An 18,286-nucleotide genomic window follows, 5' to 3' on the forward strand; every position below is an offset into this window, starting at 1 on the left:
TGTTCGTGGTCCGGGTGAAGAACGAGAAGCGACAAGAGCCGTTCCTGCGGGGGATGAAGTAAATTCCGGGAACGAAACTTGATAGTTTGATGATACCAGATGATCCTGCTGGTTCCCTCCACGCCATGCCGGCCCAGCGAGCGCCGAGCCGGGACGACAGCGCGCCGCTACCGGCCTTTCCAACTATCAGATCTTTCCGCCGGAATCGCGATGCAGGCGGGTGGCGATGTCGATCAGCTTGCGCCAGGCGCTTTCGAGAAAGCTCATCGCGCGATCGATGTCCTTGTCGCTCGGCAGCGGGATTTCCAGCTTGCGCTCGCCGTCCGATTTGGGCTGCAGCGAATCCTGCTTGGGCAGGGCTTCGTCGATCTTGCCGGTGACGGATGGATCGCGCTGCGCCAGCTCGGCCTTCAGCGCGGCGTTGTCCGTGAGCAGCCGGCCGATCTCGGCGTCATAGGCCGCGCGCTCGTCCGGAACGATCGTGCAGGCCCAGCCACTGCCCTTGCCCGTGCAGGTCGAAACCGTGCCGGTGCGGGTATCGAGCCGCACCACGCCGTCAGCCATCGGCGACAGCGCGTAGCGGCCATTCTCGGTATCCGGCAGCGTCTGTGCGCAGACGCTGCCAGTGATGACAAGAGACGTAAACAACGCGACAGCCATTTTCATGGTCATGCTCCGCGGTCGAACCAGGGGTCTAGACCGCTGATGTGTAGGGCGCGCGCTTCGATTGCAATGCGTCCGCGAGCAATTCGAGGCGGTCCTGGCCCCAGAACACCTCACCGTTCAGCACATAGGCCGGCGAGCCGAATACGTCGGCGGCCAGCGCGTCCTCCTGGTTCTTGGCATAGGCCGCGCCGATGTCCGCCGACGCCGCGCGCTCGACCAGTTGCCGGCCCGGCAGACCCGATTCGTCCGCCAGCTTGATGAGCACGTTGGAATCGGCAAGGTCGAGCTGCGCTTCCCAGATGGCGGCAAAGGCGCGGCGCAGCAGCGGATCGGGATCGAAGCCGGCCTCGATCGCCGCGATCACCATGCCGTCCGGCAGCCGCCCGTCGAACGGCCAGTGTTTAGGCTGCGGGTGAAAGTCGAGGCCGCGCTTGTCGCGCCAGCGCTGCAATTCCAGCATCCGGTAGCGCTGCCGCACCGGATGGCGCTTGCCGAGCGGCAGCCCGCCGGTTTCTGCGAACAATTCGCCGAGGAAGACCGGCTTGTAATTGACCTTGAGATCGTGGGTTTTCACCAGATCCATGAACAGCTTGTGGCCGATATAGGCCCATGGCGACGGCAGCGAGAAATAGTAGTCGATCGGTTGCGGCATGCAGACTCCGGCGGATCAAAGTTCGGGAACGCGCGACACCTGACCAGAGCCGTCCGTGCCGTGCAAGATAGAGGCAGCCGAATGCGCTGTTGCGGTGCGGCGATCCCGCGCGGCGGGAAATCAATTTCATCAATAACTTCAAGCGAATCAAGGCGCTAACAGGAGATCAGCTAATCTTGACTTGGCAACACGCGGTAAGTATGGTCCGCCCGGCTTTGAAGGGTTGCGGGGCGATATTTCCAGCATTTGCAGCGTTATTTCGGGTGTCGAAAGCATGACCGACGACACGCCGGACAACGATGGCAAGAGCGGAGGTGGACTTCCGGCGCACGATGAAGCCGCGCTGTCCGCAAGGCTCGGAAGCCTGGATCAGAAGTTGTCCAAGATTCGGGACGACCGCAAGTTCCAGGCTGACCAATCCGAAACCGGAAGCGGGAACGCGCAATCCAGAGCTTCGGCGATGGCAGTGGGTCTCCGGCTTTCTTCGGAACTGGTCGCGGGGGTGGTCGTCGGCACGATTCTGGGCTGGGGCTTCGATCGTCTGCTGTCGACTTCACCGTGGGGGCTGATCGTATTCATGCTGCTCGGCTTCGTCGCCGGCGTGATGAACGTGATGCGTTCGGCCGGCGTCGCTCCGAAGTCATGAGATTCGCGCATTTGCGCAGCGTTTGAGACCGCCGGGTTGTCCGGCACACATGCCGGGCGTTCCGGCAGAGATGAAAGACCGACGTGGATGGCCGATCCGATCCATCAATTTGAGATCCACAAGATCTTCAGCCTGGGCCATATCGGCAACCAGGAAATTGCGTTCACCAATTCGTCGGCCTACATGTTCGGCGCCGTGGCGATCGTGTCCGTGCTGATGCTCGGCGGCAGCGCCGGACGCGCGCTGATCCCGAGCCGGTTCCAGTCGGTCGCCGAACTGTCCTACGAATTCGTGTCCAATACGGTGCGCTCCAGCATCGGCGAAGAGGGCATGAAGTTCTTCCCCTTCGTGTTCTCGCTGTTCATGTTCATCCTGACCGCGAACCTGATCGGCATCGTTCCCTACACCTTCACCGTCACCAGCCACCTGATCGTCGCCGTCGCTTTGGCGCTGATGGTGTTCCTGACCGTGCTGATCTACGGCCTCTATAAGAACGGCTGGAAGTTCTTCAAGCTGTTCGTGCCCTCCGGCATCCCGATGTACATCCTGCCGCTGGTGACCGTGATCGAGGTGATCTCGTTCCTGTCGCGCCCGGTGTCGCATTCGGTGCGTCTGTTCGCCAACATGCTGGCCGGCCACATCACGCTGAAAGTGTTCGCGGGCTTCGTGACGTCGCTGAGCGCGCTTGGCGCCATCGGCGTGTTCGGCGCGGTGCTGCCGCTGGCGATGACCACGGCGCTGACCGCGCTGGAACTGCTGGTCGCCTTCCTGCAGGCCTACGTGTTCACGATCCTGACCTGCATCTATCTCAACGACGCCCTTCATCCGGGACACTAAGCGACCCGGCCGAAATCACCCCTCACCTCTCTTAATCCCTATCCCAAAGGAGTTTTACCATGGATCCCATCGCAGCTAAGTACATCGGCGCTGGCATTGCTTGTCTCGGCATGGGCGGCGCCGGCATCGGCGTCGGCATGATCTTCAGCCAGTTCCTCGCCGGCGCGCTGCGCAATCCCTCGGCTTCGCAGGGCCAGTTCGCGAACCTGATCTTCGGCTTCGCCGTGACCGAAGCGCTCGGCATCTTCTCGCTGCTGATCGCGCTGCTGCTGCTGTTCGCCGTCTAAGCTGAAAACTGATCCGGTCGCGCCCCCTTCGGGGCGCGCTTCCGATCGATAAGGAGTCTGCTGTGGCTGAAGGTCAGGGCAAATCCAAAGCCGTGGAGCACGGTACCGCCGCGCACACCGCGGCGGACGGTGGTCACAAGGCCGCATTCCCGCCGTTCGAGAGCAACACCTTCGCTTCGCAGCTGGTGTCGTTCGCGATCGCGTTCGGTGTGCTCTATCTGATCGTGTCCCGCCTGGCGCTGCCCCGCGTCGGCGGCGTTCTGGCGTCCCGGCAGCAGGTCATCGATACCGACCTGAACGAAGCCGCGAAGCTGAAGGCCGATTCGGATGCGGCGCTGAAGGCCTATGAGACCGAACTCGCCACTGCCCGCGCCAAGGCGCAGGCGATGGCGGCCGAGGTTCGCGAAAAGCTGAACGCGCAGCAGGACGCCGCCAAGGCGGAGCTGGAAGCAAATCTGGCGACGCGGCTCACCGCCGCCGAGCAGACCATTGCCAGCACCCGCGCAATGGCGATGGGCAATGTTCGCGGCATCGCTGCCGACACCGCCGCGGCGATCGTCGAACGGCTGACGGGCACCAGCCCGGCACCGGCCGTCGTCAACGCAGCTCTCGACGCTTCGTTGAAGGGATAACCCATGTTCGGTTTGCAAGCAGAATTCTGGGTTGCGGTCGCTTTCGTCATCCTGATGGGCGTGTTCGGCTGGTTCGGCATTCACCGCACCATCCTGAAGGCGCTGGACATCCGTAGCGAGCGCATCAAGCAGGAACTCAACGACGCCCGTCGCCTGCGCGACGAAGCGGCTTCCCTGCTCGCCAGCTACAAGGCGCGTCACGCCTCGGCGGAACGCGAAGCCGCCGACATCATTACCTCCGCCAAGGAAGAGGCCGAGCGCATCGCCGCGGAAGCCAAGACCAAGATGGAAGATTTTGTCGCCCGTCGTACCAAGACCGCCGAGAGCAAGATCGCTCTCGCCGAAGCCCAGGCCGTGGCCGACGTTCGCGCCGCCGCCGCCGACGCCGCCGTGACCGCCGCGACCACCATCCTGTCGCAGTCGGTTACAGGTTCGGTCGCCGACGACCTGATCGCTAAGGGCATCACTGAAGTCCGCGCCAAGCTGAACTGAGGCTCGGGTTACACATTCAAAAGCCGGCGCGATGAAAATCGCGCCGGCTTTTTTTATGTGGTGAAGTGCAGTTGCGACAGGCGCCGCTTTCTTACCTTCCCCTGAGGGGGATCGTCGCGTAATTGGCTCAATGGGGTCTTTGCGCTCGTTTTGACGGCTCTGAGGCCCTGCGCTGTCCGGTTCAGCGAACGGCGCATGTTGTAGGCAAGCGCGACCATGTTGAAGTGGGCGATGTTCTTGGGCAGACCGCGGTAGCGGACGCGGACGAAACCCAGCCATCGCTTCAGCGTCGCGAACACGCCTTCGACCTCGGCCCTGATCTTGCTGATCAGCCTGGTGTGCCGCTTCTGCGAGGCACGGACCTTCGGGCCGCCAGCAGCAAGCCGCGCTGATGTTCGGCATCTGACAGCCCGCACCACTGCTGCAGCAGCTACGCCTTTAGCATCAGCAGCGGATCGCAGGGCGGCCGGCCCGCGCCCTCCGGCTTGAGCCGCGCCAGCAGCTTCTCGAAACGGTACCACTTCACGTCCCGGATCAGCCGTTCAGGCGTCTGGTTATGCCCGACCTTGTGCGAAACCAGCGCTTCCACAAGGCTCAGTTGATCCCGTTCCGCCATCGTCCGTCTCCGATCAATGCATCCCAGCACTGAATCACAGATCGGTAATTACCCAACGATCCCCCTTGCGGGGAGGGTGAAAATCAGTAATCCGGCGAAGGCCGTCGTGGCGGATGGGCCGGTCCCGGATTGGTATCCGGGCTACGGGCCTCACCGGGGTTGACGACCTCCACCTGCCGCGCCATTGAGCAGGGGGCTCTGGCCGGCAGGGCCCCCCGGGATACCACCATGCCAATTCGCCTTTCCTCGCAGAGCTCCGATTTTGCGGCCGCCTTCAATGCCTTCCTCAACGCCAAGCGCGAGGTCGCGGCGGATATCGAGACCGCCACCCGCGCCATCGTCGATGACGTCGCCGCGCGCGGCGATGCGGCGCTGCTAGAAGCTACCGAAAAATTCGACCGGTTGAAGCTTGACGCCGCTTCCTTGCGCATCACGCCGTCCGAAATCGAGGCTGCGGTTGCCGCCTGCGACACGGAGACCGTCGACGCCCTGAAATTCGCCCGCGACCGCATCGAGCTGTTTCACAAGCGCCAGCTGCCGAAGGACGACCGTTTCACCGATGCGCTCGGCGTCGAGCTGGGCTGGCGCTGGAGCGCCATCGAGGCGGTCGGGCTCTACGTCCCCGGCGGCACCGCGGCCTATCCGTCCTCGGTGCTGATGAACGCCGTGCCGGCCAAAGTGGCGGGCGTCGGCCGCGTGGTGATGGTGGTGCCGTCGCCGGACGGCAAGCTCAACCCGCTGGTGCTGGCGGCGGCGCATCTCGGCGGCGTCACCGAGATCTACCGCGTCGGCGGCGCGCAGGCCGTGGCCGCGCTCGCCTACGGCACCGCGACCATCGCGCCGGTGGCCAAGATCGTCGGCCCCGGCAATGCCTATGTCGCCGCCGCCAAGCGCCTTGTGTTCGGGAAAGTCGGCATCGACATGATCGCCGGCCCCTCCGAGGTGCTGGTGATTGCGGATGCGACCGGCAATCCCGACTGGATCGCCGCCGACCTGCTGGCGCAGGCCGAGCATGACGTGAACGCGCAGTCGATCCTGATCACCGACGACGCCCGGCTCGCCGACGACGTCGCGCGCGCTGTCGAGGCCCAACTCACGACCTTGCCCCGGGCGGCCATCGCGCGAAAATCCTGGGACGATTATGGCGCCATCATCCAGGTGGAGCGGCTGGAGCAGGCCGTGGCGCTCGCCAACACCATCGCCGCCGAGCATCTGGAGATCATGACGGCCGACCCCGAGGCGCTGTCGCTGGGCATTCGCAACGCCGGCGCGATCTTCCTCGGCGCCCACACCCCCGAGGCGATCGGCGATTATGTCGGCGGTTCCAACCACGTTCTGCCGACCGCGCGCTCGGCGCGGTTCTCTTCCGGCTTGGGCGTGCTTGACTTCATGAAGCGAACGTCGATCCTGAAGTGCGGGCCGGACCAGCTTCGAGCGCTGGGCCCGGCTGCGATGACGCTGGGCAAGGCCGAAGGCCTCGATGCCCACGCACGTTCCGTTGGATTGCGCCTGAACCTGCGATGAGCACCTCACCCCCCTCGGACGACACCGAGAACCGCATCAGCGCGGTGACGCTCGATGAGGAATCGATCGGCCGCTCCGGACCGGACATCGAGCACGAGCGCGCGATCGCGATCTACGATCTCGTGGAGAAAAACCTGTTCGCGCCGCAGGGCGCCGATGCCGGCCCGTTCACGCTGCATATCGGCATCACCGGCAACCGGCTGATGTTCGACATCCGCCGCGAGGATGGCACGCCGGTCGTCGTGCACCTGTTGTCGCTGACGCCGTTCCGCCGCATCGTGAAGGACTACTTCATGATCTGTGACAGCTACTACCAGGCGATCCGCACCGCTACCCCGGACAAGATCGAGGCGATCGACATGGGCCGCCGCGGCATCCACGACGAGGGCTCGAACACGCTGATGGAGCGGCTCGACGGCAAGGTGCGGATCGATTTCGAGACCGCGCGCCGGCTGTTCACGCTGATCTCCGTGCTGCACTGGAAGGGTTGAGCCGGCGCATGATTCCGAAACGCGTCACCCGGTTTTCGGACCCCATCATGCGCCAGAACAAGCGGGCTTGAGGCGTGGCAGAACCGCCCCGCGCCCGCATGCCGCAGGCTGTGTTGTTCGCCTGTGGCCAGAACAGCATCCGCTCGGTGATGGCGGAAAGCCTGTTGCACCACATGTTTCCGAAGGCGATCTACGTCAAATCCGCCGGCGTGAAGAAGGGCGAGCTCGATCCCTTCGTGGTCGCGGTGATGGCCGAACTCGGCCACGACGTCTCCAAGCACAAGCCCACCACCTTCGAGGAGCTCGACGACTGGGAGGGGCTGAACTTCGACCTGATCGTCACGCTGTCGCCGGAAGCGCACCACAAGGCGCTCGAACTGACCCGCACCAACGCCGCCGACGTCGAATACTGGCCGACTGCCGACCCCTCCGGCACCGAAGGCAACCGCGAACAGAAACTCGCGGCCTATCGCGAGGTGATGGACGGATTGCTGCTGCGGATCAGGAAGCGATTTTCGAAGGGCGGCGCGGCGAGCGGGTGAGGCCATCGTAGCAACCATTAAAGCGCGGCCTGCTTTTCAACCCATGGCGTGCCGCGCTCGACGACGGTGTTGGCGTAGATGAGGAGCTTGCGAGCGCAGGCGATGAGCGCCTCGTTGTGGCCTTGCCGCGGGCTTTCAGGCGCTCGTAGAGCGCGCACAGGGCCTTGTTCCAGCGGAACGAGGCCGGCAGCGCCGCAGCAAACAGCGAGCGACGCAGGCGGCTTCGACCACCTGCAATGTGGCGCTGCCCCCTATGCTTGCCGCTGTCATCGTCGAACGGCGCAAGGCCGGCAAGAGCTGCCGCCTTCTCCCGGCTGATTTGGCCGAGCTCAGGCATGCGGATGATCAGCGCCAGCGCAGTCCGCTCGCCGATGCCGGGGACGCTGAGCACCAGATCGAGGCGCCGCGCCAGATCCGGATGGTCGCGCAGTTGGCCCGCGATTCGTAGGAGTTCGGTGGCTCGGCGCGCCTTCAGCCGATCGATGTCGTTGAGGACCAGACGCCGCCGTCGTGGCTCGTCGATATGTTCGAGCCGAGTCTTGAGGCGGACCATGTCTTCCTCGATCTGTTCGACGAAGGTCAGGTGATCTGCCAGCTCCGTGAGCCTTGGATCCGCGTCGACAGATGGAGGATCGAGCACCGCCGCGCAGGCGGCGACCAGCACGGCATCCAGGGCGTCGTTCTTGGCGCGCCGCAGATGCAGCCTGGCAAAGTTCTTGACCTGGATCGGCTGCAGCACCAGCACGACGAAGCCTTTGGTGCGCAAATGCGTAACCACGCCACGTTCATAACCACCGGTGGCCTCGATACCGACTTTGGTGACGCCTGCCTTACCGAGATCGGCCGCCAACTGCCGCCATCCCGCCGCTACGTTGGGCACCTGCCATCGCTGCTCCCGGCCATGCACCGCAATGTCGAGCTTGTCTTTGGCCGTATCGATGCCGGCCGTTTCCGTGTTATTGTTCGTCATCTTCGTCGACCCCTGCCTTGTGAAGCGAACCAACTTGTTCCGGCAACCATCCGGGTCCGATGAAGGAGCTGGCGCGATCCCGCTACGGGGCAGTCTCAGACGACTCAGGGCGGATACGATCCGATCGCCAGCCGCTCTGCCGCGGATGGCCGTCCGCGGCAGAGCATTCCTCTCGGAACGAGCTGACAATATCCCGATTTGCTATTACAAGGGCGGGTTAGCGCGCAGCGCGTAACCCGCCGCCTCTCGATGATCCGACGGGCGGCGGGTTACGGCGCAAGGACGCCTAACCCGCCCTACGCGGTTCGACCAGCCGCAAGAAATTTCACCAAAGCGATATTGACAATCTTCCTATAAGACCATATGCCTATGTTCGTCCCGCCCCATCGAGAGGGGCGTTTCGCGATCGTCACGGTTCGCGGGGCGGGATGCGGTGGACGCGGCAGCGTCGCGCCGCGGTGCTTTGGCCAGGGCGCGGCCCGGCAGATGAGCGGCGCCCACAAGGGCCGCTTTGACGCCCACAGCCGCGTGAGGACGGGCATCGCGGTGGACGACGACGCTGTGCGGTGCGGACCGGGGTGGAGATGCGCCCCATTCGTATCGCCTTGCGCGGCGGCCCAAATCGTGTGGTCCCGACCGAAATCAGGTCTGCTGCCGACGCGTCCAAATCCGGGCGGCGTCGGGAACCGGCGGAGACGACGGCGAGCAGGTTACGACCGTTGCCGGGGAGAGCGCGAAGCAAGCCGACAGACCATCGCGTGCGGAACGCCGGACGATTCGGTGCTTTCGTGGTGACTAGGCTCGTGTGCTTTCTACACTTTGCACACGAGGCTGCGGACGCACCTGGCGTCCGGCGTTCCGCGCGCCCTCTTTTCGGAAAGAGGGGGCTGGAAATACCCACAACCCGGGCGCCTCGGCGCCGCGGGATCGCGGAAACATGGCTGTGATCCAAAACTGTCATTCCGGGGCGCAGGCGGCGCCAGCCGCATGCGAACCCGGAATCCCGTGCGGCTCCAGCGCTGTCCCCATCATGTCGGGATTCCGGGTTCGCGCCCGCCTCGCGGCGCTCGCGCCCCGGAATGACAGTGTGAGGCGCCCCGGAATGACCGCCTTCGCCAGGTTGCCGCGCCATCCCCCTTCCGATACGTTCCGCGCGCCCTCCAGGATCAATCAATCAATGCCCGGCCGTCCCAAACTCGTTCTCGCCTCCGGCTCGCCCCGCCGCCTCAGCCTGCTCAACCAGGCCGGCATCGAGCCCGATGCGCTGCGCCCCGCCGATGTCGACGAGACGCCGAAGCGCGGCGAGCTGCCGCGCGGCTGCGCCAATCGCCTGGCGCGCGCCAAGGCCGAGGCGGCGCTGAAGGCTGTGCAGCTCGACGACGATCTGCGCGGTTCGTTCATTCTCGCCGCCGATACCGTGGTCGCGGTCGGCCGCCGCATCCTGCCCAAGGCGGAACTGGCCGACGAGGCCTCGCAATGCCTGCGGCTGCTGTCGGGGCGCAACCACCGCGTCTATACCGCGGTGTGCATCGTGACCCCGAAGGAAGGCTTCCGGCAGCGGCTGATCGAGACCCGCGTGCGGTTCCGGCGGCTGACCGAGGACGACATCCGCGCCTATATCGATTGCGGCGAATGGCGCGGCAAGGCCGGCGGCTACGCCGTGCAGGGCATTGCCGGCTCCTTCGTGGTCAAGATGGTCGGCTCCTACACCAACATCGTCGGCCTGCCGCTCTACGAGACGGTGTCGCTGCTGTCCGGCGAAGGCTTTCCGGCTCGCGACGGGTGGCTCAATGCCAGCTGAGTCCTCCGCCAAAGCCAGACCGTGCCCGATCTGCAACAAGCCGTCGGTCGAGGCCTCCAAGCCGTTCTGCTCGGAGCGCTGCCGCGACGTCGATCTGAACCGCTGGCTGTCGAATTCCTATTCGATTCCCGGCAAACCCACCGACGACGAGGACGCCGACTAGCCCGCGCGCTCTCGCGACGCCGCCCTGAGCGTTGATTTCACGGCGAAATCGGCTTTTTCAGCAATCGCCCACGGGCGGGTGGACATGGGCCGCCAGCCTGCCTATAAACCGGCGCTCCCGGATGCGTTCGGGACCCTGCCCGGGTAGCTCAGTTGGTAGAGCATGCGACTGAAAATCGCAGTGTCGGTGGTTCGAATCCGCCCCCGGGCACCATTTTAAATTCCGCATTTCTTCCGACGAAACCAGCCGATGGCGCGCCGCCTGCAGCGTGCGGTTGACGGATCGCGCGGTCACCTTCCTTTCTTGACCTGTATCAATCCGGCCGCGAGACGCTTGGCGTAACCCTTGGGGAAACATCTCTCCCGGAGGATGCCATGCGAACGCATCAGATCATGACCCGCCATGTCATTACGGTCGATGCGGAGACGCCGCTGATCGAGGCCGCCAAGCTGATGCTGCAGCATCACATCAGCGGGCTGCCCGTGGTCGACAGAGCGGGCAAGCCGGTGGGCATCGTCTCCGAGGGCGACTTCATCCGCCGCAGCGAAATCGGCACGCAGCGCAAGCGCGGCCGCTGGCTCAAATTCCTGCTCGGTCCCGGCAGCTCCGCCAAGGACTTCGTTCACGCGCATGGCCGCAAGGTCGGCGAGATCATGACCGAGGATCTGTGCACCGTCACGGAGGAGGTGCCGCTCGAGGACGCGGTGCGTCTGATGGAGCGCCGCAATGTCAAACGCCTGCCGGTCGTGCGCGGCGAGACGCTGGTCGGCATCCTGACCCGGTCCGACCTGCTCCGCACGGTCGCCAGCCTGGCGCGCGATGTGCCGGATCCGACCGCCGATGATGATCATATCCGCCATCGCGTGATCGCGGCCATCCAGAACAACGACTGGACGCCGATGCAACTCGGCGTGATCGTGCGGGAAGGCATCGTGCATATCAGCGGCATCATTCCCGATGAGGATTACCGGAAGGCGATCATCGTGGCCGCCGAAAACGTCGCGGGCGTCCGGCTCGTCCATGACCATCTGTCGTGGTTCGATGCGATGTCCGGCATTTCCTTCCGGTCGCCGGAAGACGAAGATTGGGCCAAGGTCGGCTAGCGGGTTCTGTCAGGATTTAAACTCATGAAACTGAAAATTCCGCATGGTGCGTTCGTGTTCGTCGGCGACGGCCGCAAGGCGCTGTTTCTGCGCAACGATGGCGATGAAAAATTCCCGAACCTGAAGACCGAGAAGGTTTTTCTCGATGACAATCCGCCGACTCACGAGCAGGGGGCCGATCGGCCGGGCCGGGTGCACCAGGCCGCTCCGGGCGAGCAGCGTAGCGCCGTCGGGCAGCCGGACTGGCATGATATCGAAGAGCAGCATTTTGCGCGGCGCGTCGCCGTCTCGCTGGAGCAACTGATCCGGTCGAGCAAAGCGCGTGCGCTCGTCGTCGTGGCGCCGCCGCGAACCCTCGCCGAGTTGCGGGACGCATTCCATGCCGACATCAAGGGCCTGATTCTTGCCGAGATCAACAAGGACCTCACCAAGCATCCGATCGGCGATATCGAGAAGTATCTGACCGAAGCCGTCTGACATCGCGACGTGCCGGCGTGCGATCTTTGCCGCAACGCTGACGCAATGCGCTCGGCCGGTGATCGCGCAGAAACGAACCCGTGCCTGCGCTGGGAATGGCCAGCATTGCCGCGCTTGATATCAATCAAACGCATCGATGAACAATCGTTCTACGATGCAAGCAGGATGGAGGACTGTATCATGCGCGGATATACCTATATTCGAAGTGCGTTCGTCGCGGCGGGAATTCTCGGTATCATGGGTTCGATGCAGCCGGTGGCCGCGGTTCCACTGGCGCCGGCGGCGCGCTTGATGGCCTCGGCCAGCACGGCCGACATCGTGCAGGTCCGCGGTGGTCGCGGCGGGGCGGCACTGGCGGCAGGTCTCGCGACCGGGCTCATCGTTGGCGGCCTGCTCAGCGTGCCGCATTATTACGACGGGCCGTATACGTACTATCGTCGCAGTTACTATCCGCCGCCGTATTATGGCCCGGTCGGCTACGCTGGTCCGAGCTGGGAAGCATATTGCTTCTCGCGCTATCGATCGTTTGATCCGATCAGCGGGACTTATCTGGGCTATGACGGGCGGCGGCATCTCTGCCAGTAGCTGATCGCCGGCGGACGTCCCCGCCACGGGATGCCAGCGAAGCGTCCATTTGTCAGAACTTAGGCCGCTGTTTGCGATCGGCGCTGTCGGTAGCAGGTCGGCGGGCCGTAATGCCGGCCGCGATCTGCATGGTCGCCCCTGCAAACCAGAACACGCCAAGCATGATGGCCGAGACAGGTCCTGCGGCAAGGTCGAGAACGACAATAGCGGCCGAGATACCCGAGGTCATGGCGACCAGAAACGTGCCGGCGGCACTGAGCAGCTGAATCCGAACCCTGGTCGTCGCCGGCAGATGCGCCGATCGTGCCCCGGGTTTCTGCGGGCCGCGGGGAAGATCGATTCCGGTATAGAAGCCGGCCGAGCCATAGATGAGGACGGCCAGAAACGGGATGGCCGTTTCGACGAAGGCGACGTGAACGCGCCCTTCGAGAATGGCGACGAACATCGCAGACAGGCCGCCGGTCAGCGCAAGCCCGGTCCGTTCCAGCAAATGAGCGGCGCCCAGTAGGGTACGACGGGGTTGCGATGCATCGGTCATCGTCAGAATCTCACCTGAAGGCTCCAACCGCGAGCGCAGCAGGCCGTCCACGCGGACGGCCTGCTGCGTATCAGCCGGCGCGAGAAAAAACCGTCCGCCAGCGCCGGTCCGGCGGCAAAACGTTTCAGGAGATCGTCAGCCGGTCCTCGACGGCAGCAACACCGGGCGCCGACCACGCCGCATTCTCGACGGCGCGACGCTCGTCCCAGTTATCGACCTTGCCTTCGAGCACCACCTTGCTGCCGTTCTGCACGCTGACGCGAATTCCGCTGGCTTCCACTTCAGCATGCCGCTTCAGCGCCGCCTCGATCTTTTTTTCACGTCGATCGCGTCGATATGCGGCTTGATCGTGATTTTGTTAGTGATGCCGCGCACGCCGGACAGCTTGCGTACGTCGTCTTCCGCCGCGGTCTTTTCATAGTACCAGTTGACGGTGCCGCTCAGGGTCACCCAGCCGTCCTGGACCAGCACATCCACGGCGCCTGGCGGCACCACGACATCCCACTCCGGAATGTCGATAGCCCGCTTGGCAATCTGGTCATCGGCGATCTTGGCCTGGTAGGTATATCGTACCTCTATATTCTCGGCGATAGCGTGAACGCCCTTGACGCGCCGGGCGGCCGCGATGGCTGCAAGCTTTTCCGCGTAGCTGTTGACATGGCCGCTCAGGCTGACGACGTTCTTATCGACCGCGACGCCGACATGCTCGCCATTGAAGCGCGGGTCGAACTCGAACTCGTCGATCACATCCTGTCGCAGTTGTGAATCGGTCATTTGACGATTCCTCCATTTCGATGTGAAGTGTCAGATCGACTGATGTTCGACATATCAGAAAGCAGGTTTTAACTGGAGCGCGACGCCAGTGGCCAACACCCTAGACGTGGGTGCCTCGGGAAACCTTGATATTGATCAAGCGCGAAGTGGCCATCCGGCAAGACGCTCCGCTTCGAAGGGACGGGCGTTACGTTCGCTTGCCGACCCTTGGCGCATCGTGCGATCAGCGCGTCATACTGAATAAACAGGCCATCCAGCAAGATGGGCGGGCGGCGCTTCGAAGTAACAAGATGACCAATATGACCGTAGCCGACTGTCGCTGCCAAAGTTGTTGATTCATCTCAATGGTCATTGAGCGGTCTGGTCCTAAGCTGCCCGTACAGCTTGTGTCGTGACCGATCGTGAGGTTTCGGAATGGCGAGGATCGCGTTGGTCTCGGGCGGTACGCGCGGCATTGGTGGTGCGATTTCCGAAGCGCTGCTGGCCGCGGGCTACCGGGTCGCGGCGAATTATGCCGGCAACGAGACTGCCGCCGCGGCATTTCACGCCAGGACCGGAATTCCCGTTTTCCGGTGGGATGTCAGCGATTTCGACGCCTGCGCCGAGGGAATTTCGAAGGTGCAGGCCGCGCTCGGTCCGATCGAGATCCTCGTCAACAATGCCGGGATCATCCGCGATTCCGCGCTCCACAAGATGAGCAAATCGCAATGGGACCCGGTCATCGCGACCAATCTCGGCGGCCTGTTCAATATGTGCCGTCCGGTGGTCGAGGGCATGCGGGCCCGCAAATTCGGCCGCATCATCAACATCTCCTCGGTCAATGGTCAGAAGGGTCAGTTCGGCCAGTCGAATTACGCCGCGGCCAAGGCCGGCGAACTCGGTTTCACGCGCTCGCTGGCGCTTGAATCGGCCCATAGCGGCGTCACCGTGAATGCGATCTGTCCCGGCTACATCCATACCGAGATGCTGGATGCCGTCGCGCCGGAGATCCTGACCAAGAGCATCCTGCCGCTGATCCCGGTCGGCCGCCTCGGCGCGCCGGCCGACATCGCGCGCGCGGCGGTGTTTCTCGCCGCCGACGACGCCGGCTTCATTACGGGCTCGACGCTGGCGATCAATGGGGGCCAGTTGATGTGTTGACCGCGGAGGGACAGCGATGACGAGCCTGTCGAGGGTGCCATGAATGTCTCCGATATCATGCGACGCTCGTTTGCGTCGATCCGTCCGGACGCCTCGTTGCTGGAGGCGGCCGACCTGCTGATCGAGACCAACCAGCGCGGGCTGCCCGTTGTCGATGCCGAGGGTAATCTGCTGGGCATGATCTCCGAAGGCGACTTCCTGCGGCGGACCGAACTGGATGTCGATCTGCCGCGGGACAACTGGTTTGGCAAGATCCTCGGCGGCGACAAGCATGAGCCTTCCCGGCGGCGAATGAGCGCCCTGGTAGTGGGCGAGGTGATGAGCCGGCATCCGCTGTGCATCAGCGATGAAGCGCCGGTCAGCGAGGTCGTGGCGATGATGGCCGCACGCCGCATCGCGCAATTGCCCGTCGTCTGTGGCGATACGCTGGTCGGCGTGGTGGGCCGGGCCGAGTTGCTCGTGGCGGTGGCGAGCGTGCTGCGCGCCGCCCAGGCGGACCACGACAGCCCGGCACAAACGTAACTATCAAGTTTTAAGTATCAGTCTCAGAAATCAGGTAATATGCCATGCCCGGACGCTTGCCATCGCCAGTACCCGACGAGACGGCTGTTGCGCCGTCGTCCCAGGCCCCGGCTGTGGAGCCGGCCACGCCGGTGCAACCCTGCGCAAGCCCTGCCGGTCTCGAAGCGGCCAGCGATATGCTGGATCGCGAATTGCATGCGGCGGCTGCGGCCCTGACCGGCGGTCTGTCGCCATCGGCGCTGACGCTGGCCTTTGCCGACTGGTTGATCCATCTGGCCACTTCTCCCGGAAAGCAGATGCAACTGGCCGCGGCTGCAGCCTCGGGCGCGGCACGGCTGGCCGAGCAGGTCAGCCAGCTGTCGCCGCATTTCAGGCCGTGGTCGGTGATCGCGCCGACCTCCGTGGATCGGCGGTTTGCCGGCGCAGACTGGAATATGGCGCCGTACAATATGGTGGCGCAGGGATTCCTGCTGGCCGAACAATGGTGGCAGGCCGCCACCAATGTGCGCGGCGTTGCCCGCGATCATGCCGCGATCACGGCGTTCACGCTGCGCCAGATCCTGGACACCGTGGCGCCGAGCAATTCCCCGCTCACCAATCCCGAAGTGGTACGGAAAACGCTCCAGACCGGCGGAAAAAACGTCATCGACGGATACAACAATTGGCTGCAGGATATTCAGGGACTCAGGCAGGATGGCAGCGTCGATCACGACGGTCGTTTTGTCGTGGGCGAGAGCGTGGCGACCGCACCGGGCCGGGTCGTGTTCCGCAATCATCTGATCGAACTGATCCAGTATGAGCCCGCGACCGAGACGGTCCGTCCGGAGCCGGTGCTGATCGTCCCGGCCTGGATCATGAAATATTACATCCTGGATCTGTCGCCACATAATTCCCTGGTCCGCTATCTGACGCAGCAGGGCTTCACCGTGTTCATGATTTCGTGGCGCAACCCGACCCGGGCCGACCGCGACCTCTCGCTCGAAGACTATCGCATGCTCGGCGTCGAGGCGGCATTGTCTTCGGTGCAGTCGATCGTTCCCGGCCGCGCGGTGCACGCCGCCGGCTATTGCCTCGGGGGAACGCTGCTGGCGATTGCCGCCGCCGCGATGACGCCGGAGCGGCGCAGCCATCTTCGAACGCTGACGCTGCTGGCCGCGCAGACCGATTTCACCGATGCCGGCGAGCTCACTTTGTTCATCAACGAAAGCCAGATCAGTTTCCTGGAAGACGTGATGAATCACAGCGGCGTGCTGGCCTCGCAGCAAATGGCCGGGGCCTTCCAGATGCTGCGATCGAACGATCTGGTCTGGTCCCGGATCGTGCGCGGCTATCTGATGGGAGAGCGCTCGGCGCCGAACGACCTGATGGCATGGAATGCGGATGCCACGCGGATGCCGGCCCGCATGCATTCCGAATATTTGCGCAAGCTGTTCCTCAATGACGACCTAGCCGAGGGGCGCTATGTCGCCAATGGCCGGCCAGTCGCCCTGTCCGACCTGCGCGCGCCGATGTTCGTGGTCGGAACGTCGAGGGACCATGTCGCGCCCTGGCGGTCGGTGCACAAGATCCATTTTCTCGCCGATGCCGACGTGACCTTCGTGCTCGCCGGCGGTGGCCACAATGCCGGCATCGTCGCGCCGCCCGGCCAGCAGGGGCGCTCTTATCAGATCATGAGCAAGGCGGCAGAGGGCCCCTATATCGGGCCCGACCAGTGGAGCAGTGAAGCCCCCGTCCACGAGGGCTCCTGGTGGCCCGCCTGGGCCGCATTCCTGGCGGCGCATTCGGAGGAAAGGACGGCGCCGCCGGCGTTTCCCGCGGCGCTGCCGGACGGCACGCCGCTGCCCGCCGCGCCGGGAGAGTATGTGCGCCAGCACTGACGGGGTGCATCATCGATGCGGCCGGGCAAGCCTGCCGGGCGCGGCGATCTGTCCCTGCTGTCTCAGTGCGACATCAAAGCGGGAATCGTCAGCGAGTGAAACATCTCGCGCGTCGTGCCGCCAAGGAGTAGTTCGCCGAGCGGCGAATGACCGTAGCCGCCGATCACCAGATAATGGCTGCCGAGATCGGCGGCGAGCGACAGGATCGTGTTGTGAACCTGACCTGGCTCCGCGGTCGCATGATGGACGGTTACGGCCAGTCCATAGCGATCGAGATGGGCCGACAGTTGATCGATGCTGGTGTCGCAGGCGGAAGCGTGGGTGGATTGGACCGAGATGGCGTCGATGGTCCGCGCCTTGCGTAGCAGCGGCATGGCATCGTGCAAAGCGCGCGCGGCAGCCCGGCCGCCGTCCCAGCACACCAGGGCACGGGTCAGATGGAGAGGCCCGCGGTGAATGTAGGGCACCAGCAACATCGGGCGACCGGACTGCAGCAGCAAGGTCTCCGCGAGATGGCGGTCGTGGCTCGGGTGCTCCGCGTCAGGCTGCGTCACAACGCTGAGATAAGCCATCCGCGACACCGCGGCCAGCGCCTGATTGGCCAGGCGGGGCGTATCCGAGATGCAGCCGGTCGTCGCCGGAATGCGCGCCGCCCGTGCGGCCTTCTCAAATCGGGCCAGCCTGTCATTGGCCGCCTGGGGATCGGTATTGTACTCGGTCGATAGCGCAAACCGGGCGGCCGAAGGGCCGACATCGATGGCCGGGTTGATCACCTGATAGGTCGCGACGATCCCCTGAAGATGCGCGGCAAAGCTGGCCGCCAGCGACATCGCGCAATCGAGCACGGGCTCCATGGGCCGATCGACCGGGAGATGAACGGCGATATCCTTGATCACGGCGTGCCCCGATTGCTTCAGACGAGCCCGAAAACAAACCGTCGCACGCCGACAG

The 18,286-nt window shown here is 64.2% G+C and carries 23 protein-coding genes, 1 tRNA gene and 1 pseudogene; 17 read left to right on the plus strand and 8 right to left on the minus strand.

Annotated features, from left to right (window positions below):
* Window positions 1-186: 186 nt before the first annotated feature.
* Together FNL56_RS03600 and FNL56_RS03605 are read right to left on the minus strand one after the other, a co-directional pair.
* The gene (locus FNL56_RS03600) at window positions 187-666 is read right to left on the minus strand and encodes a hypothetical protein (protein ID WP_441351266.1); all 480 of its coding nucleotides are present in this window, start codon (window positions 664-666) and stop codon (window positions 187-189) included.
* Between the two features lie 28 nt (window positions 667-694).
* Window positions 695-1,318, minus strand: coding sequence for a 2-hydroxychromene-2-carboxylate isomerase (locus FNL56_RS03605; protein WP_143581779.1), 624 nt, complete (start codon window positions 1,316-1,318; stop codon window positions 695-697).
* 274 nt (window positions 1,319-1,592) lie between these two features.
* On the opposite strand from FNL56_RS03605, the gene FNL56_RS03610 reads away from it, so the two are divergent.
* From FNL56_RS03610 to FNL56_RS03630, 5 genes are all read left to right on the plus strand, one after another.
* The gene (locus tag FNL56_RS03610) at window positions 1,593-1,964 is read left to right on the plus strand and encodes an AtpZ/AtpI family protein (protein ID WP_143571634.1); all 372 of its coding nucleotides are present in this window, start codon (window positions 1,593-1,595) and stop codon (window positions 1,962-1,964) included.
* Between the two features lie 87 nt (window positions 1,965-2,051).
* Window positions 2,052-2,801, plus strand: a complete 750-nt coding sequence (locus FNL56_RS03615; protein WP_143571635.1) for a F0F1 ATP synthase subunit A — start codon at window positions 2,052-2,054, stop codon at window positions 2,799-2,801.
* Window positions 2,802-2,860: 59 nt separating this feature from the next.
* Window positions 2,861-3,088: a F0F1 ATP synthase subunit C gene (locus FNL56_RS03620; protein ID WP_143571636.1), complete on the plus strand. Its 228-nt coding sequence runs from the start codon at window positions 2,861-2,863 to the stop codon at window positions 3,086-3,088.
* Window positions 3,089-3,150: 62 nt separating this feature from the next.
* Window positions 3,151-3,720 carry a F0F1 ATP synthase subunit B family protein gene (locus FNL56_RS03625; RefSeq protein ID WP_143571637.1) on the plus strand — a complete coding sequence of 190 codons (570 nt, stop codon included), beginning with the start codon at window positions 3,151-3,153 and terminating at the stop codon, window positions 3,718-3,720.
* A 3-nt stretch (window positions 3,721-3,723) separates the two neighbouring features.
* Window positions 3,724-4,212, plus strand: coding sequence for a F0F1 ATP synthase subunit B family protein (locus FNL56_RS03630; RefSeq protein ID WP_143571638.1), 489 nt, complete (start codon window positions 3,724-3,726; stop codon window positions 4,210-4,212).
* 53 nt (window positions 4,213-4,265) lie between these two features.
* Here FNL56_RS03630 and FNL56_RS28580 read toward each other — a convergent pair whose 3' ends face one another.
* Together FNL56_RS28580 and FNL56_RS27560 are read right to left on the minus strand one after the other, a co-directional pair.
* A complete protein-coding gene (locus FNL56_RS28580; RefSeq protein ID WP_168202848.1) occupies window positions 4,266-4,631 on the minus strand; it encodes a transposase in 366 nt (121 codons plus the stop codon).
* An 11-nt stretch (window positions 4,632-4,642) separates the two neighbouring features.
* On the minus strand, window positions 4,643-4,828 hold the full coding sequence (locus tag FNL56_RS27560) for a hypothetical protein (RefSeq protein ID WP_168202849.1): 186 nt from the start codon (window positions 4,826-4,828) through the stop codon (window positions 4,643-4,645).
* 228 nt (window positions 4,829-5,056) lie between these two features.
* Between FNL56_RS27560 and hisD the strand changes: the two genes are divergently transcribed.
* The 3 genes from hisD to FNL56_RS03650 all read left to right on the plus strand — a co-directional run bounded on the left by hisD (window position 5,057) and on the right by FNL56_RS03650 (window position 7,385).
* Complete coding sequence (hisD, locus tag FNL56_RS03640) at window positions 5,057-6,352, plus strand: histidinol dehydrogenase (RefSeq protein WP_143571640.1); 1,296 nt, start codon at window positions 5,057-5,059, stop codon at window positions 6,350-6,352.
* Entirely contained in the window at window positions 6,349-6,843 is a 495-nt protein-coding gene (locus tag FNL56_RS03645) for a UPF0262 family protein (RefSeq protein WP_143571641.1), read from the plus strand. The genes hisD and FNL56_RS03645 overlap by 4 nt, the downstream gene beginning before the upstream one ends.
* A gap of 74 nt (window positions 6,844-6,917) precedes the next feature.
* Window positions 6,918-7,385: an arsenate-mycothiol transferase ArsC gene (locus FNL56_RS03650; protein WP_143571642.1), complete on the plus strand. Its 468-nt coding sequence runs from the start codon at window positions 6,918-6,920 to the stop codon at window positions 7,383-7,385.
* On the opposite strand, the gene FNL56_RS03655 is transcribed toward FNL56_RS03650, so the two are convergent.
* Window positions 7,345-8,355 carry an IS110 family transposase gene (locus FNL56_RS03655; RefSeq protein WP_246661617.1) on the minus strand — a complete coding sequence of 337 codons (1,011 nt, stop codon included), beginning with the start codon at window positions 8,353-8,355 and terminating at the stop codon, window positions 7,345-7,347. The two genes, FNL56_RS03650 and FNL56_RS03655, sit on opposite strands and share 41 nt — an antisense overlap.
* 1,177 nt (window positions 8,356-9,532) lie before the next feature.
* Here FNL56_RS03655 and FNL56_RS03660 point away from each other — a divergent pair.
* The 6 genes from FNL56_RS03660 (at window position 9,533) to FNL56_RS03685 (ending at window position 12,484) form a co-directional block, all read left to right on the plus strand.
* On the plus strand, window positions 9,533-10,156 hold the full coding sequence (locus FNL56_RS03660) for a Maf-like protein (RefSeq protein ID WP_143571643.1): 624 nt from the start codon (window positions 9,533-9,535) through the stop codon (window positions 10,154-10,156).
* Window positions 10,146-10,319: a DNA gyrase inhibitor YacG gene (yacG, locus tag FNL56_RS03665; RefSeq protein WP_143571644.1), complete on the plus strand. Its 174-nt coding sequence runs from the start codon at window positions 10,146-10,148 to the stop codon at window positions 10,317-10,319. Before FNL56_RS03660 ends, yacG begins: the two co-directional genes overlap by 11 nt.
* A 137-nt stretch (window positions 10,320-10,456) precedes the next feature.
* Window positions 10,457-10,532: transfer RNA gene (locus FNL56_RS03670), tRNA-Phe, on the plus strand.
* A gap of 161 nt (window positions 10,533-10,693) precedes the next feature.
* Entirely contained in the window at window positions 10,694-11,422 is a 729-nt protein-coding gene (locus FNL56_RS03675; RefSeq protein WP_143571645.1) for a CBS domain-containing protein, read from the plus strand.
* 24 nt (window positions 11,423-11,446) lie between these two features.
* Complete coding sequence (locus FNL56_RS03680; RefSeq protein WP_143581780.1) at window positions 11,447-11,899, plus strand: baeRF12 domain-containing protein; 453 nt, start codon at window positions 11,447-11,449, stop codon at window positions 11,897-11,899.
* 180 nt (window positions 11,900-12,079) lie between these two features.
* Window positions 12,080-12,484: a BA14K family protein gene (locus FNL56_RS03685; protein ID WP_246661618.1), complete on the plus strand. Its 405-nt coding sequence runs from the start codon at window positions 12,080-12,082 to the stop codon at window positions 12,482-12,484.
* A gap of 52 nt (window positions 12,485-12,536) precedes the next feature.
* On the opposite strand, the gene FNL56_RS03690 is transcribed toward FNL56_RS03685, so the two are convergent.
* Window positions 12,537-13,073 carry a hypothetical protein gene (locus FNL56_RS03690; RefSeq protein ID WP_143571647.1) on the minus strand — a complete coding sequence of 179 codons (537 nt, stop codon included), beginning with the start codon at window positions 13,071-13,073 and terminating at the stop codon, window positions 12,537-12,539.
* Window positions 13,074-13,146: 73 nt separating this feature from the next.
* A pseudogene (locus FNL56_RS03695) lies at window positions 13,147-13,796 on the minus strand (BON domain-containing protein).
* 414 nt (window positions 13,797-14,210) lie between these two features.
* Here FNL56_RS03695 and phbB point away from each other — a divergent pair.
* From phbB to FNL56_RS03710, 3 genes are read left to right on the plus strand one after another with little or no spacing between them, the layout of a single operon-like run.
* On the plus strand, window positions 14,211-14,936 hold the full coding sequence (gene phbB, locus FNL56_RS03700) for an acetoacetyl-CoA reductase (protein ID WP_143571649.1): 726 nt from the start codon (window positions 14,211-14,213) through the stop codon (window positions 14,934-14,936).
* 39 nt (window positions 14,937-14,975) lie between these two features.
* The gene (locus tag FNL56_RS03705; RefSeq protein WP_143571650.1) at window positions 14,976-15,458 is read left to right on the plus strand and encodes a CBS domain-containing protein; all 483 of its coding nucleotides are present in this window, start codon (window positions 14,976-14,978) and stop codon (window positions 15,456-15,458) included.
* A gap of 44 nt (window positions 15,459-15,502) precedes the next feature.
* Window positions 15,503-17,335: a PHA/PHB synthase family protein gene (locus FNL56_RS03710; protein ID WP_143571651.1), complete on the plus strand. Its 1,833-nt coding sequence runs from the start codon at window positions 15,503-15,505 to the stop codon at window positions 17,333-17,335.
* A 62-nt stretch (window positions 17,336-17,397) separates the two neighbouring features.
* On the opposite strand, the gene FNL56_RS03715 is transcribed toward FNL56_RS03710, so the two are convergent.
* Window positions 17,398-18,231, minus strand: a complete 834-nt coding sequence (locus FNL56_RS03715; RefSeq protein WP_143571652.1) for a universal stress protein — start codon at window positions 18,229-18,231, stop codon at window positions 17,398-17,400.
* Window positions 18,232-18,286 lie beyond the last annotated feature (55 nt).

Source organism: Tardiphaga sp. vice304, assembly GCF_007018905.1.
In the GTDB taxonomy this organism is placed as follows: domain Bacteria; phylum Pseudomonadota; class Alphaproteobacteria; order Rhizobiales; family Xanthobacteraceae; genus Tardiphaga.

Bases quoted from the DNA above. Each gene is read 5' to 3' on its own strand.
- FNL56_RS27560 (WP_168202849.1), bottom strand. From the start codon at position 4,828: ATGGCGGAACGGGATCAACTGAGCCTTGTGGAAGCGCTGGTTTCGCAC.
- FNL56_RS03630 (WP_143571638.1), top strand. From the start codon at position 3,724: ATGTTCGGTTTGCAAGCAGAATTCTGGGTTGCGGTCGCTTTCGTCATC.
- yacG (WP_143571644.1), top strand. From the start codon at position 10,146: ATGCCAGCTGAGTCCTCCGCCAAAGCCAGACCGTGCCCGATCTGCAAC.
- FNL56_RS03655 (WP_246661617.1), bottom strand. From the start codon at position 8,355: ATGACGAACAATAACACGGAAACGGCCGGCATCGATACGGCCAAAGAC.
- FNL56_RS03605 (WP_143581779.1), bottom strand. From the start codon at position 1,318: ATGCCGCAACCGATCGACTACTATTTCTCGCTGCCGTCGCCATGGGCC.
- FNL56_RS03610 (WP_143571634.1), top strand. From the start codon at position 1,593: ATGACCGACGACACGCCGGACAACGATGGCAAGAGCGGAGGTGGACTT.
- FNL56_RS03705 (WP_143571650.1), top strand. From the start codon at position 14,976: ATGAATGTCTCCGATATCATGCGACGCTCGTTTGCGTCGATCCGTCCG.
- FNL56_RS03615 (WP_143571635.1), top strand. From the start codon at position 2,052: ATGGCCGATCCGATCCATCAATTTGAGATCCACAAGATCTTCAGCCTG.
- FNL56_RS03685 (WP_246661618.1), top strand. From the start codon at position 12,080: ATGCGCGGATATACCTATATTCGAAGTGCGTTCGTCGCGGCGGGAATT.
- FNL56_RS03675 (WP_143571645.1), top strand. From the start codon at position 10,694: ATGCGAACGCATCAGATCATGACCCGCCATGTCATTACGGTCGATGCG.
- FNL56_RS03680 (WP_143581780.1), top strand. From the start codon at position 11,447: ATGAAACTGAAAATTCCGCATGGTGCGTTCGTGTTCGTCGGCGACGGC.
- FNL56_RS03645 (WP_143571641.1), top strand. From the start codon at position 6,349: ATGAGCACCTCACCCCCCTCGGACGACACCGAGAACCGCATCAGCGCG.
- phbB (WP_143571649.1), top strand. From the start codon at position 14,211: ATGGCGAGGATCGCGTTGGTCTCGGGCGGTACGCGCGGCATTGGTGGT.
- FNL56_RS03660 (WP_143571643.1), top strand. From the start codon at position 9,533: ATGCCCGGCCGTCCCAAACTCGTTCTCGCCTCCGGCTCGCCCCGCCGC.
- FNL56_RS03620 (WP_143571636.1), top strand. From the start codon at position 2,861: ATGGATCCCATCGCAGCTAAGTACATCGGCGCTGGCATTGCTTGTCTC.
- FNL56_RS03600 (WP_441351266.1), bottom strand. From the start codon at position 666: ATGAAAATGGCTGTCGCGTTGTTTACGTCTCTTGTCATCACTGGCAGC.
- FNL56_RS03710 (WP_143571651.1), top strand. From the start codon at position 15,503: ATGCCCGGACGCTTGCCATCGCCAGTACCCGACGAGACGGCTGTTGCG.
- hisD (WP_143571640.1), top strand. From the start codon at position 5,057: ATGCCAATTCGCCTTTCCTCGCAGAGCTCCGATTTTGCGGCCGCCTTC.